The 12734-nt window shown below is 73.9% G+C and carries 10 protein-coding genes; 5 read left to right on the forward strand and 5 right to left on the reverse strand.

Annotation, left to right across the window (positions count from 1 at the left end):
* Nucleotides 1-15: 15 nt before the first annotated feature.
* Together ABT004_RS05310 and ABT004_RS05315 are read right to left on the reverse strand one after the other, a co-directional pair.
* Entirely contained in the window at nt 16-1248 is a 1233-nt protein-coding gene (locus tag ABT004_RS05310) for a GNAT family N-acetyltransferase (RefSeq protein WP_351331508.1), read from the reverse strand.
* A 168-nt stretch (nt 1249-1416) separates the two neighbouring features.
* On the reverse strand, nt 1417-2004 hold the full coding sequence (locus ABT004_RS05315; protein WP_351331509.1) for an RNA polymerase sigma factor: 588 nt from the start codon (nt 2002-2004) through the stop codon (nt 1417-1419).
* A gap of 167 nt (nt 2005-2171) precedes the next feature.
* Between ABT004_RS05315 and ABT004_RS05320 the strand changes: the two genes are divergently transcribed.
* Complete coding sequence (locus ABT004_RS05320) at nt 2172-3170, forward strand: MerR family transcriptional regulator (protein ID WP_351331510.1); 999 nt, start codon at nt 2172-2174, stop codon at nt 3168-3170.
* Here the strand turns inward: ABT004_RS05320 and ABT004_RS05325 are convergent.
* The 3 genes from ABT004_RS05325 to ABT004_RS05335 form a co-directional block, all read right to left on the reverse strand.
* A complete protein-coding gene (locus tag ABT004_RS05325) occupies nt 3145-4506 on the reverse strand; it encodes a cryptochrome/photolyase family protein (protein ID WP_351331511.1) in 1362 nt (453 codons plus the stop codon). The genes ABT004_RS05320 and ABT004_RS05325 overlap by 26 nt on opposite strands.
* A 77-nt stretch (nt 4507-4583) precedes the next feature.
* Nucleotides 4584-6095, reverse strand: a complete 1512-nt coding sequence (locus tag ABT004_RS05330) for an SDR family oxidoreductase (protein WP_351331512.1) — start codon at nt 6093-6095, stop codon at nt 4584-4586.
* 92 nt (nt 6096-6187) lie between these two features.
* Nucleotides 6188-8122, reverse strand: a complete 1935-nt coding sequence (locus ABT004_RS05335; RefSeq protein ID WP_351331513.1) for a hypothetical protein — start codon at nt 8120-8122, stop codon at nt 6188-6190.
* A 166-nt stretch (nt 8123-8288) separates the two neighbouring features.
* Here ABT004_RS05335 and ABT004_RS05340 point away from each other — a divergent pair, with 166 nt between their 5' ends.
* The 4 genes from ABT004_RS05340 (at nt 8289) to ABT004_RS05355 (ending at nt 12732) form a co-directional block, all read left to right on the forward strand.
* Nucleotides 8289-8738: an ATP-binding protein gene (locus tag ABT004_RS05340; RefSeq protein WP_351331514.1), complete on the forward strand. Its 450-nt coding sequence runs from the start codon at nt 8289-8291 to the stop codon at nt 8736-8738.
* Nucleotides 8739-8796: 58 nt separating this feature from the next.
* On the forward strand, nt 8797-10245 hold the full coding sequence (locus ABT004_RS05345; RefSeq protein WP_351331515.1) for an FAD-binding oxidoreductase: 1449 nt from the start codon (nt 8797-8799) through the stop codon (nt 10243-10245).
* A 159-nt stretch (nt 10246-10404) separates the two neighbouring features.
* Entirely contained in the window at nt 10405-11766 is a 1362-nt protein-coding gene (locus ABT004_RS05350) for a hypothetical protein (RefSeq protein ID WP_351331516.1), read from the forward strand.
* Between the two features lie 87 nt (nt 11767-11853).
* A complete protein-coding gene (locus ABT004_RS05355) occupies nt 11854-12732 on the forward strand; it encodes a universal stress protein (RefSeq protein ID WP_351331517.1) in 879 nt (292 codons plus the stop codon).
* The last annotated feature ends 2 nt before the right edge of the window (nt 12733-12734 follow it).

The raw sequence follows: 12734 nt of genomic DNA on the forward strand, positions 1-12734 counted from the left end.
CACCATGAGGTGAGTTCAGAACGTGTCGCCGGTGTGCGGCACTAGCTCCGTGCGCAGCGCGGCGTCGAGCATCGACGCCGCGCTTTGCGTGTGCTCCGTCACCAGACCCGCGCGCGCCAGCGCCGCCACCGGCGTTGCCGCCATGTACGCGGTCGCCAGCTCGCTGGCCTCCACGGTCAGGTCGGGCGCGTCGTCCGTGGGCGCGTACGAGAAGCCGTCCGGCGAGGCGATCAGCCGGAACGTCCCCGCGTTCGCGGGCAGTCGGGCGTCTCGCACCTCGAGCACCAGATCCACGGGCGCCGCCCAGGCGCGGGCCGCGAGCGCCGCGCGCACGTCCACCAGGCGTACCCACAGGGCAGGTTCGACGCCTGTGACGCCCACCTGGTCGCGGTCGGCCGCGAACAGCAACAGGGGATCGTCGAGGGGCCTGCCGTGCGCGCGCACCGTGCCCGTCAGGTCGATGTCCGCGAGATACCGCCACAGCGCCGCCGCGCACCCCGCGGTGTCGGCCTCCAGTTCCTCGACGCTCACCAGGCCCGGCACGCCCCGGGACCGGTCGCCGGACTTGGTGCGGTAGATCGCGTAACCGGCGAGCGGGTCCCCGAGGGCCACCACGCGCGGCGGCGACAGATTCTCGCCCTCCTCGTCCTTGGGGGCCAGCCACTGCTCGTACCACCACGCGTCCGTGCGCGCGTGCCGACCCGCACGCTGCTCGCGCGTCGTCTCGAAGTACGGCGCGAGCAGGGCGGGCACCGACTCGGCGTCCAGCAGGCGCAGCGGACGCTCGTCGGGCGCGATGCGCAGCGCGAGCGGGCGCCGTGAGTCGATCTCCACGGTCGCCCCGTACGTGCCGGGTCCGAAACCGAACCGGCCGTAGATCGACGCCTCCGACGCCCACAGCGCGACCAGCGGCGCGCCCTCCTCGACGCAGCGCGCGAACAGCTCGCCGATCATCGCCGACAGCACGCCACGCCTACGGTGCGTGGGCGCCACCGACACGTACGACAGGCCGGGGCAGGGAAGGTCGCCACCGCCCGGCACGGAGACGGTGAAGCGATGCGCCGCCGCGAAGCCGACCAGCTCTTCGCCGTCGTACGCGCCGATCCGCAGGCAGCCGGCCAGCATCTCCCGCTGTTGCTTGCGGCGTTCGTCGTCGGGTGACTCGTGGAAGACGAGATGGGCGAGCGCCAGGGCCCGATCGATGTCGGACTCGGGTACGTCGCGGAGGCGGACGGAACCAGTGATCATGATCATCGACTGTAGTGGCGCCCCGCCCGGACCCACCTCAGCGGCGCCGACTCCGTTGAGGTGGACGGGCAGCGGGGTCCGGGCCGCCCCGTGCGACCGAGTCGGCGCGCCGCACACCTGTCCTTCGGTCGGCAGGTGCCGTACGGATGCATCCGGGACCGATGAATCTCACCCGCGATCGTCCCGGCCGCGCAGCCGGTCGCCGAGGCGCCGCATGCCACGCCGAGCATGACTCTTGACCGTGCCCAGCGGCCAGCCGGTGCGCGCGGCGATCTGGGGTTGCGTCAGGTCCTCGTAGAACGTGAGCCGCAGCACCGTGCGCTGCGTGCTCGGCAGACGTGCCAACTCCTGGGACAGCACCAGCCGTTCGACGACCGCGTCCATGTCGGTGTCGCTCGCGGGTTCGCTGCGGACCGAGAGCGCGTGCCGCCGCACCGACGCCTCGAACAGCACCGTGCGACGGCTCCGGGCGGCGAGCGCGTCCGCGACCCGGTGCCGCGCGATGCCGGTCAACCAGGCGGACGGCGGGCCCAGTTCGGGCCGGTAGCCGGACCGCCCGCGCCAGGCCGAGAGGAACACCTGCTGCATCACGTCCTCCGCCTCGCAGCGGTCGCCGAGTGCCCGCTGTGCCAAGCCCCGCACCAGCGGCGCCCACCTCCGGTACACCTCGGCGAGGCAGGCGGCGTCACCCGAGGCGAGGCCGTCCGCCAGGGCGGCCTCCGGCACCTCGCGCGGGTCGGAGACCCCTGCCGGCAACCCTGGGATCCTCAACGCGCTGTCAACTCCTCGAAACGATCCTGAACCCGACCGGCAATGGCCGGGACCTGACGCGCGCAGCGCTCTCCGGGTCACGGCCCGGTCATCCTGGAAACGACTCCCGCCGCACGACAACCCGCATCGGTTGTGCGTCGTATCGTGAGCCGATGGACGAGGGGCGGCAGGTACGCGACGCGGCACGAGCACAGGCGGCACCATCGGAAGCGGGCGTCACCACCGGCGCACTCGCCCGGCGACTCGGGGTCTCCCCGACGACCCTGCGCAGTTGGGACCGCCGCTACGGGCTCGGGCCGGCGCGGCGCTCGGCGGGACGGCACAGGCGCTGGACCGACGAGGACATCGCGGTCGTCGAGGAGATGTGCCGACTGACGACGACGGGCCTGCCGCCCGCCGAGGCCGCGCTCCTCGCGGGCAAACGGCTGGCGACGGAGCCCGCCGGGCTGCCGCTCCAGCGCCCCGCACCGGCGGCGCCCGCCGCACCGGCCACGCTGGAGCGCCAGTGCCGGGGCATCTCCCGCGCAGCGACCCGCATGGACGCGCCGACCGTGCAGAACCTGCTGACCGAGGCGGTGGCGCAGCACGGCCTGGTCACCGCCTGGCAGGACGTGATGGCGCCGGTATTGCACGCGGTGGGCCGCAAGTGGGAGGAGGCGGGCGACAAGTACGTCGAGGTCGAGCACCTGCTGTCCTGGCACGTCTCGCGCACCCTGCACCGCGCCGCGGATCCGGTGGAGTCCACTCTGGCGCTGCCGCCGCTGGTCCTCGCCTGCGTCCCCGCCGAGCAGCACGTGCTCGCCCTGGAGGCGCTCAGTGCAGGACTGAGTCAACTGGGCGTACCGCAGCGGATGTTCGGCGCCGCCGTGCCCGTGGAGGCGGTGTCGGCCGCGGTGCGCAGGACCGGGCCGCGCGTCGTCGTGCTGTGGGCGCAGGCCCGCTCCACCGCGAGCCTGCCGCTGGCCCGGCACCTCGCCGAGACCCGCTGGGGCGTGCGCGGCGCCCGCGGCAAACCTGCCGTGATGCTGGCAGGGCCCGGCTGGGCGGGCCGGGGCGTGCGCGGCGCGCTGTACCCGGCGACGCTGCCGCAGGCCCTCGACCAGATCGGGCGCCACTACCCGGAGGTCAGTCGAGCCCCCGGGCCCGCTTGAACCGGGCGAGGCCGTCCGGCAGGTCGACGATCGGGTCCGGATAGTCGCCGAGGGCGGCCCGGTCGAGGCCGGCCGCCTTCCACGGCGTGTGCACCGCGGAGCCCTCGACGTCCGCCAACTCCGGTACCCAGCGCCGTACGTAGCCGCCGTCCGGGTCGTACCGCTTGGCCTGCGTCACCGGGTTGAGCACCCGGTTCGGGCGGCTGTCGGTGCCGGTGCCCGCCATCCACTGCCAGTTCAACTGGTTGTTCGCGACGTCGCCGTCCACCAACAGGCTCAGGAAGTGGCGCGCGCCCACCCGCCAGTCCACGTACAGCGTCTTGACGAGGAACGACGCGGTGAGCAGCCGGCCACGGTTGTGCATCCAGCCCTCGTGCCGCAGCTGCCGCATCGCGGCATCCACCACCGGGTATCCCGTACGCCCCTCCTGCCACGCCTCGACCTCCCGAGGCGCCCTGCGCCAACGGTCCTGCTGCGTGCGGTAGTCGACGTGCGCGGCCTCGGGCCGCGCCGCGAGCACCTGGTGGTGGAAGTCCCGCCAGGCCAGCTGGCGTACGAACGCCTCCGCGCCCGGACCGCCCGCCGCGTTCGCCCGGTGCGCGGCCTCGACGGGACCGACCGTGCCGAAGTGCAGATGCGGGGACAGCCGCGACGTGGCGTCGCCCGCCAGGTCGTCGTGCCGGTCCTCGTACGCGGCGATCCCCGAGCGCAGCCAGGAGGTCAGAAGCGCCCGGCCCGCCCGCTCACCGCCCTCGGCAAGACCGGGCGACGTTCCCGCCACACCGCCCCGCTCGGGCAGTACCTCGCCGCCCACGCCGTCGGGCACCCGGACGGCACGCGGCGCCCGCACGACCGCCCGCAGCCCGTGCCTGGCCCAGTGCCGGTGGTACGGCGTGAACACCGCGAAGTGGTCCCGGGCGTCCGGGGTGACGGCGCCGGGCGGGACGCAGGTGACGACCCCGTCGTGCGCCACCAGATCGCAGCCCAGGCGGTGCAGCGTGTCCCGCAGCCGGTCCTCCCTGCGGTGCGCGTACGCGGAGACGCCGCCCGCCACGTGCACGGCGCACGCGTCCGTCTCGGTCACCACCTTCGCCACCTCGTCGACCACGGCGCCCGAACGCACCACGAGCCGCCCGCCCCGCTCCCGCAGCCCCGCGTCCAGGTCCCGCAGACAGTCGGCGAGGAACGCCTCACGGTTCGGGGCGAGGAACCCGGAGACCCCCGTGTCCCGGACGAACAGCGGCACCACGGCGTCCGCGGCGGTCAACGCCGCCCGCAGCGGCGGGTGATCGTGCACGCGGAGATCGGAGGTGAACAGGACGACGTGGACACGCACGGAATGGCTCCTGGTGGGGAGGGAGGCAAGCGGGCTACGTCAGGCCTTCCCGGCCGACCGCCCACATGGATGCACGATCACTCGCACGGGGCGCCGCCGACGGTGCCGTGTTCGGCCGTGGCAGCGATCTTGCGCGCCATCCCGCCGAACACCACGGAGTGGAACGGCGCCACGCTCCACCAGTACGCCTGCCCCGCGAGACCGTGCGGATGGAACAGCGCCCGCTGCCGGTACCGGGTGCGCCCGCCGTCCGCCGCCTCCACCGACAACTCCAGCCAGGCCAGGCCCGGCAACCGCATCTCGGCGCGCAGCCGCAACAGTCGGCCCGGCTCGATCTCCTCCACCCGCCAGAAGTCCAGCGAGTCGCCGACCCGCAGCCGCGCCGCGTCCCGCCGACCGCGCCGCAGCCCCACGCCGCCCGCCATCCGGTCGAGCCACCCGCGCACCGCCCACGCCAAGGGGAACGAGTACCAGCCGTGCTCCCCGCCGATGCCCTCGACCACGTCCCACAGCCGCTGCGGCGAGGCGTCGACGAGCCGCTCCCGCTCGTCCGTGTAGAGGCTGCCGCCCGCCCAGTCCGGGTCCGTGGGCAGCGGATCGCTGGGCGCGCCCGGCAGTGCGGCGGACGACCAGCGGGTGGCCACCTGCGCCTCCTGGATGCGGCGCAGCGCGAGGCGCACCGCCTCGTCGAACCCGACCGGGGAACCCGGCGGATACGCCACCCACTCCTCGATGTCGCTTTCGTGGCAGACCACTTCGTGGCGCAGGGACTCGGTGAGCGGGCGGGCGATGGAGGCGGGCACGGGCGTCACCAGGCCGACCCAGTGACTCGACAGGCCGGGGCTGAGCATCGGCACCCCGACCACGACGCGTCGAGGCAGCCGTGCCACCGCCGCGTACCGGAGCATCATGTCGCGGTAGGTCAGCACGTCGGGCCCGCCGACGTCGAAGGAACGGGACACCTCGGACGGCATCGCCGCGCTGTCCACGAGGCAGCGCAGCACGTCGCGGACCGCGATCGGCTGGATCCGGGTGTGCACCCAGCTCGGCGTCACCATCACCGGCAGCCGTTCGGTCAGATAGCGCAGCATCTCGAACGACGCGGAGCCCGAACCGATGATCACGGCCGCGCGCAGCACCGTCGTCGGCACACCGGAGGCCAGCAGGATGTGCCCGACCTCCGCCCGCGAGCGCAGATGCGGCGACAGCTCCCGCTCGGGCACGCCCGCGGGCGTCAGGCCGCCCAGATAGACGATCCGCCGCACACCCGCCCGGCGGGCCTCCTCGGCGAAGGCCGTCGCCATCTCGCGGTCCGTGCGCTCGAAGTCCTTGCCGGTGCCGAGCGCGTGCACCAGGTAGTACGCCACATCGATGCCGCGCAGTGCGGCGCCGAGCGACTCGCGGTCCGTGAGGTCGCCCCGCACCACCTCGACGTCGCCGGCCCACGGGTGGTCCCGGAGCTTGCCGGGGGAGCGGGCCAGGCAGCGCACGTGATGCCCCGATGCGAGCAGTTCCGGCACCAGGCGGCCGCCGATGTAGCCGCTCGCCCCGGTGACCAGGCACCGGCTCCCGGCACGTTCCGCGTCCATGCGTCTCCTTCGCTCGCCCCCTGTCCACCACCGTCCGCCCCCTCACCGACTTCCGCATCAACAGCGCAGGTGGATGCAGCAGGGCCGAACGGTCAGGACTGCCCGGGTGCCACCTCCTTCAGTCGCTCCCCGGTGTCGAGACGGGCCGCCACCCGCACCGTGCCGTGCTCGGGCGCGCGGACGGCCAGGGTGCGGCCCTTTTGGGACGCGGTCGCCGCACCGCTCGCCTCTATCCGGGTGACGGCGCGGCTGCCCGCCGCCAGCAGGTACCAGCCGCCGCCCGGAGACCGCCACCGGGTTTCGGCGACCACGTGCTGGCCGAACCGGCTGCAGGCCGCCGTGGCCCGGGCCCGGCCGACCAGCTGCGCCGGTTCGGCGGCCGCGCCGGGTGTGCGCAGCAGGACGGCGACATCGCCCGGACCGCGCCAGGTGGAGGCCCGTACGCAGGACCACACCGCGCGGCCCGCGTCCTTCGGCAACTGCTGCTCGGCGTAGTCCCACGCGTTCACGGCGCGCACGGCGCCGCCCTGCCACGGCTGGAGCCGGCAGGCGGTACGCGCCCACGCGACCAGCGCCTGGCTGCCGGTGGCCTCGCGCGGCTGCCGGGGCGGAGGCGTGCCGTGCCCGGGTGGCGGGGTGTACGTGAGGTGCACCGGCGACATCCCGCCGAGGTCGGCGAGCAGGAACGAGTGGTTCTCCACGATGCGGGGCGAGGACCGCAGTTGAAGCACGGGGCGGCGCGCGCAGCCGTCCGCGGGAGCGACGGGCACGGGATCGGTCACCCCGTCGTCCGACACGTCCAGCGGCCGTCCCGCGATGTCGGGCCGCAGGAGATCGCGGGTGGCCGCCTCGGTGATCCACGGCGCCGTGAGATAGCGGGCGGAGCCATCGCCGCGGCTGAGGACGACGGCCGCCGCCGAGGTCACGTCGGCGTCGTCGACCCGGGCCAGCGCGAGGCCGGCGCGGTCGTCGCCGTCCCGTGCGGTGTAGCGGGCCAGCCGATCGCCGTCGTTGAGGAGCACCACGGTGCGGCCGTCGACGTCGCCCGCGAACAGCAGTTGCGGGGCACGCGGCGCCGGGTCGGCAGGCGTGTCCGGGGTCCTGCTGACGCGTACGGCGCCGGAGGGATCGGCCCACGCGCCGAGCGCCCGGTCCAGCAGGGCGGTGTCGTCGGTCCGGTCGCCGCGCGCGGGCCAGGCCGTGAAGTCGACCCGCGAGGTGTCGGCCCAGGCGTCCCGCCCGGCCCGGGTGAGGTCAGCGGCGACGGACGCCGGGCGGCCCGGGGCGCCTCCACCCGTCGCCTCCTGGCGCGGGGCGGAGTCGGGGGCGAGCAGGGCGGCCGCGGTGACGACGGCCACGGCCCCCACCGCGAGAGCGGCACGGATCCGCCGCGCGCGCCGCAGCAGGTCCGTTGGGCGTGTCTGCACCGAGCAGGCGTCGAACTCCTGGGAGCGCAGCAGCGCCGTGGCCGCGGTCCCGGCCTCTGCGTCGAGTTCGAGGGACTCCCGTACGGCCGCTCCGGCCTCCGCCACTCCGGCCGCGGTCAGCAGCGCCGTTGCCCGGCCCGCGTCCATGGAGTCGATGTGCCGGAGCACGAACGCGGCGCGCGCGGGAGGCGACGCGCCCGCGAGGGCACCGACCAGCGCGACCTCCTGGGCGCCACCGGCCCGGGGAAACAGGCGAAGCCCCCAGACCACGGGGAGCCGGGGGAGCAGCGCACGGGGCGGCGGCAACGCGGTGGGCCAGCCGGCCGGGCGGTGTCCGACGGCCAGGGCAGCCCGCAGAATCCGTACGCGCAGCGCGTCGGTGGCGGAATCGGTGCCGTCGTCGGGGGCGCGGAGTCCCGGCAGCGCGCGCTGGACGACGGTGTGGGCCAGCAGCACCCGGCGGTGGCGGGTGAACGCGGCGGGGAGCGTGAGATAGGCCAGCCGTACGAGACCGGTGTACTCCTCGAGCAGGGCCGTCTCCGCATGGTCCGCGGCTATCCGTGCGCGGGGGACAATGGTGTCGCGGCGAAGCTGGGGCATGGCAGGCCTCTCCCGGAAGTCCGAAGGGTCACGGCGTCATCCTTCAAACGACGCGCCGGGGCGCGGGTCACCCCGTTGAATCCGGCAGGACTGCGTGGCCTGAAGCGGGGTATCAGCAGGCTGCGGGTGTCCATCGCTGAGTCCCGCAGGCGTGAAAGAGACACGAATGATCGAGTACATGGATGGGGCAGTGCTCCCCACTGGCTTCGACGAGGCAGTCGGACCGCTGATGCAGGCGACCCACTACGCGGGCGAGGAGGGCTGCCTGGCCGACGCGCGCAGGTTCGCCGACGTGTTCCTCACGCGGCTTCGCCAGGAGTGGTGCGTCGAGCTCGACCCGCGCACGGCCGGGGACATCCTGCTCGTCGTCAGCGAGTTGATCACGAACGCGGACCGGCACAGCGCGGGCCCGTACGTCCTGGAACTCGAGGGCACCTCGCGGCATGTCGCCGTCACCGTCTACGACAGCAGCGCCGCCGTTCCGGTGCGCTTCCCGCGGGACCCGGCGCGCGTGGGCGGGCACGGCCTGGAGATCGTGGACGCGCTCGCCGTCGTCTCCGTGGAGCAGGTGCCGGTCGGCAAGCGCGTGCGCGCCGTGCTGACCCTCGCCTCCTGAGCGACCCGCGCCTCGGCGGCGCGAGGCGGTGTTCCATGATGGTGTCCTTGACCCGTGGATGTGCTGGTCAGGGACATCTGTTCAGGAGGACGACATCGACACCGCAGACACGGGGAGCACGGTGGGCGAACTCGCCGCCGCGCTCCCGGACAGCACCCTCGTCACCGACCCGGACGTCCTCGCGTCCCTCGGACACGACGACGCCGAGTGGGCGCCGATGGGCCGGCCGCTCGCCGCGGTGCGTGCCGCGTCCGCCGAGGAGGTCGAGTCAGTGGTGCGGGCCTGCGCGGCCCGGCGGATCCCGGTCGTCACGCGGGGCGCGGGTACCGGCCTGTCCGGCGGGGCCAACGCCGTCGACGGCTGCCTCGTGCTCGACGTGTCGAAGATGAACCGCATCCTCGAGATCGACACCGAGAACCTGATCGCCGTCGTCCAGCCCGGCGTCGTCAACAACGACCTCAAGGCCGTCGTCGCCGAGCACGGCCTGTGGTACCCGCCGGACCCGGCCAGCGCCCCCTGGTCCACGATCGGCGGCAACGTCTCCACGAACGCGGGCGGCCTGTGCTGCCTCAAGTACGGCGTCACCCGCGACTACGTCCTCGGCATGGAAGTCGTCATGGGCGGGCCCGCGGGGGAGTACGGCAGCCGGGTCCGGCTCGGCCGGCGCACCACGAAGGGCGTCGCGGGGTACGACCTGACGAGCCTGTTCGTGGGCTCCGAGGGCACCTTCGGCGTCATCACCGAGATCACGCTGAAGCTGCGGCCCGCACCCGCGGCCGAGCCGCGCACCGTCGTCGGCAACTTCGACAGCCTCGTCGCGGCCGGCGCCGCCGTCGCCCTCGTCACGAGCCGGGGACTCGCGCCCGCCGCCCTCGAACTCCTCGACCGCGCCTGCATGGAGGCCGTCGAGAACTGGAAGCACCTGGGTATCGAGCCGGGTGCGGAGGCCATGCTGCTCGCCCGCATCGACGCCCCGGGCGACGCGGGCGAGACCGAGGCGAGCGCGGTGGCGGACGCCTTCCGGGAGGCGGGGGCGCTGTGGGCCGAGCAGTCCACGGACGCCGTCGAGGCCGAGGCCCTGTTCGACGTACGGCGCCTCGCGTATCCGGCGCTCGAACGCCTCGGGCCCGTGCTCACCGAGGACCTGTGCGTGCCGCGGTCCGCCGTGCCGCGGATGCTCGCCACCATCGAGAAGATCGGGCGCGTGCACGGCGTGCGCATCGCGACCATCGCGCACGCGGGCGACGGCAATCTGCACCCGCTCCTGATCACCGAGCCCGGCGACGAGGCGGAACGCCTCGCCGCGCAGGCCGCCTTCGAGGAACTCCTGGAGGCCGCGATCGCCGCGGGCGGCACGGTGACGGGCGAGCACGGCGTCGGGCTGCTCAAGCGCGGCGGCATGCGCAGCGAACTCGGGCCCGCCGTCTGCGCGTTGCAGCGGGCCGTGAAGGAGACGCTGGACCCGCTGGACCTGTTCAACCCCGGCAAGGTCGTCGGCGAGGACTGAGACTCCGACCGCCTGGCATCCCACTGTGTGTCTGTCCCTTTCCGCGGCACGCCGTACTAAATGAGGCAATTGTCCGTTTATCCGCCCTACGGTGCGGAGGTCGGTGTCCGTGCGGGGGGACGCACAACGCCCCTGCTCGGGGCGCGGATTGGGTTGCCCATGGAGTTCGAAGAATCCGGTTGGTCCACTGGAATCAGTCGCAGACGCGTCACGCGCCTGGGTCTCGGCGTCGGCCTCGGCGCCGCGGCCGGGGCGCTCGCCGGATGCGGGACGAGCGGCGGCGAGAAGGGGGCGCCACCCCCGGCAGGCCCCGCCCGCCATCCCGAGCGCCCCGCGAAGAAGAAGGCGCTGCCCCGGCTGATCGGCGACGGCTCGACCTCGTACACGGGCAGGCAGCCGAAGCAGCCGCCCGCGCCCACCCCCCTGGAACCGGGCCAGAAGCCGCCGCAGTTCGTCGTCTTCTCCTGGGACGGCGCGGGCGAGGTCGGCAACGGCCTGTTCCCCCGCTTCCTCGAACTGGCCCGGCAGCACGACGCCCGCATGACCTTCTTCCTGTCCGGGCTCTACCTGCTGCCCGAGTCGCAGAAGCGGCGCTACCAGCCGCCGGGCAACCCCGTCGGGGCCTCCGACATCGGCTACCTCAGCGACCCGCACCTGAAGGAGACCCTGCGCTCCGTCCACCAGGCGTGGCTCGACGGGCACGAGATCGGCACCCACTTCAACGGGCACTTCTGCGGCGGTTCGGGCTCCGTCGGCAACTGGAGTCCCAAGCAGTGGCGCAGCGAGATCGACCAGGCCCGCACCTTCGTCAAGTCCTGGCGCACCCACACCGGCTGGCACGACCAGCCGGCCCTGCCCTTCGACTACGACAAGGAGCTCGTCGGCGGCCGCACGCCCTGCCTGCTCGGCCAGGAGAACCTGCTGCCCGTGGCCCGCGAACTCGGCTGGCGCTACGACGCCTCCTCGCCCGGCGGGCTGCAACGCTGGCCCGAGAAGCGGCAAGGCATCTGGGACCTGCCGTTGCAGGGCATCCCGTTCCCCGGCCACAGCTTCGAAGTCCTCTCGATGGACTACAACATCCTCGCCAACCAGTCGAAGAACTCCACCCGCGCCCCCGCCCACAACTATCCGGGCTGGCGCACCCAGGCCACCCAGGCGTATCTCACCGGTTTCCAGCGCGCGTACGAGAGCAACCGGGCACCGTTCTTCATCGGCAACCACTTCGAGGAGTGGAACGGCGGCATCTACATGGACGCCGTCGAGGAGGCGCTCAAGCGGATCGCCGACAAGGCGGGCGGCGATGACGTCCGGCTGGTGTCCTTCCGGCAGTTCGTCGACTGGCTCGACGCGCAGGACCCGGCCGTCCTGGACCGGCTGCGCTCGCTCCAGGTGGGAGAACGCCCGGTGGGCGGCTGGAACCGGTATCTGCGACCGTCGAAGAGCCCGGCCGCGCCCGGCATGCCGAGCAAGACCGGCACGACGAGTAAAACGGGCGCTCCCGGACAGACAGCTCACCAATAGACGGCCCACTGACAGACGGCCCACTGACAGACGGCCCACTGACAGACGGCTCGCCAGACGAGACCGGACAGACGAGGAGGCGGTGCGATGACCCGGCCCATCACCGCGGGAGTGGACGGATCCCCCGAGAGCGCGGCGGCGGCAGCCTGGGCGGCGCGTGAGGCGGTGCGGCGCGGGCTGCCGCTGCGCCTGGTGCACGTGGGCGAGCCGGCCCCCGACAGCCTGGCGCTCAGCGCGGACGAGTCCGCGCTGACGCAGTGGGCGGGTGACCTGCTCGCCGACATCGAGCAGGAGATCGCCGAAGCCCACCCGGGGCTCGCGGTCACCACCGACGTCCTCGACGGGGGCGGCGCCGCCGAGTCCCTGCTGGCGGCCGCGCGCGACGGGGAGTCCCTGGTGCTCGGCTCGCGCGGGCACGGCGTGATCGTCGGCTTCATCGTCGGCTCGGTCGGCCAGCAGGTGATCGCCAAGGCGGAGCGGCCCGTCGTCCTCGTCCGCGCGGACGACGTGGCGCCGGCCGAGGCGAGCGGGGGCGACGTGATCGTCGGACAGGAGGGCGAACCGGAGGACAGCGCCGCCGCGATGGAGTTCGCGTTCACCACCGCGCAGGCCCGCGGCGTCGCCGTGCGGGCCGTGCGCGCGTGGAACCTGCCACCGGTGTTCTCCTACGGCCCCAGCTCGTTCGCCCTGCTCGACGACGCGGGCGGCATGGAACCGTACGAGAGGAAGGCTCTCGGCGCCGCGCTCGCACCCTGGCGCGAGCGCTTCCCGGACGTGCCGGTCCGCGAGCACGTCGAGATCGGCAGCGCGGGCCAGGTGCTGCTCTCGGTCGCGCCCGAGGCCCAACTGCTCGTCGTCGGCCGCCGCGCGCGCCGCAGCGCGATCGGCTCCCGCATCGGCTCGGTCGCCCACGCGGTGCTGCACCACGCGCCGTGCCCGGTGGCGGTGGTCCCGAACACGGGCTGACC

It is taken from the genome of Streptomyces sp. NPDC002790 (assembly GCF_040295505.1).
Lineage (GTDB): Bacteria > Actinomycetota > Actinomycetes > Streptomycetales > Streptomycetaceae > Streptomyces.

What these genes read in the sequence shown, in the direction of transcription:
- ABT004_RS05310 (WP_351331508.1), bottom strand. Translation starts at nt 1,248, where the DNA reads ATGATCACTGGTTCCGTCCGCCTCCGCGACGTACCCGAGTCCGACATC.
- ABT004_RS05320 (WP_351331510.1), top strand. Translation starts at nt 2,172, where the DNA reads ATGGACGAGGGGCGGCAGGTACGCGACGCGGCACGAGCACAGGCGGCA.
- ABT004_RS05330 (WP_351331512.1), bottom strand. Translation starts at nt 6,095, where the DNA reads ATGGACGCGGAACGTGCCGGGAGCCGGTGCCTGGTCACCGGGGCGAGC.
- ABT004_RS05335 (WP_351331513.1), bottom strand. Translation starts at nt 8,122, where the DNA reads ATGCCCCAGCTTCGCCGCGACACCATTGTCCCCCGCGCACGGATAGCC.
- ABT004_RS05340 (WP_351331514.1), top strand. Translation starts at nt 8,289, where the DNA reads ATGATCGAGTACATGGATGGGGCAGTGCTCCCCACTGGCTTCGACGAG.
- ABT004_RS05345 (WP_351331515.1), top strand. Translation starts at nt 8,797, where the DNA reads ATGTGCTGGTCAGGGACATCTGTTCAGGAGGACGACATCGACACCGCA.
- ABT004_RS05350 (WP_351331516.1), top strand. Translation starts at nt 10,405, where the DNA reads ATGGAGTTCGAAGAATCCGGTTGGTCCACTGGAATCAGTCGCAGACGC.
- ABT004_RS05355 (WP_351331517.1), top strand. Translation starts at nt 11,854, where the DNA reads ATGACCCGGCCCATCACCGCGGGAGTGGACGGATCCCCCGAGAGCGCG.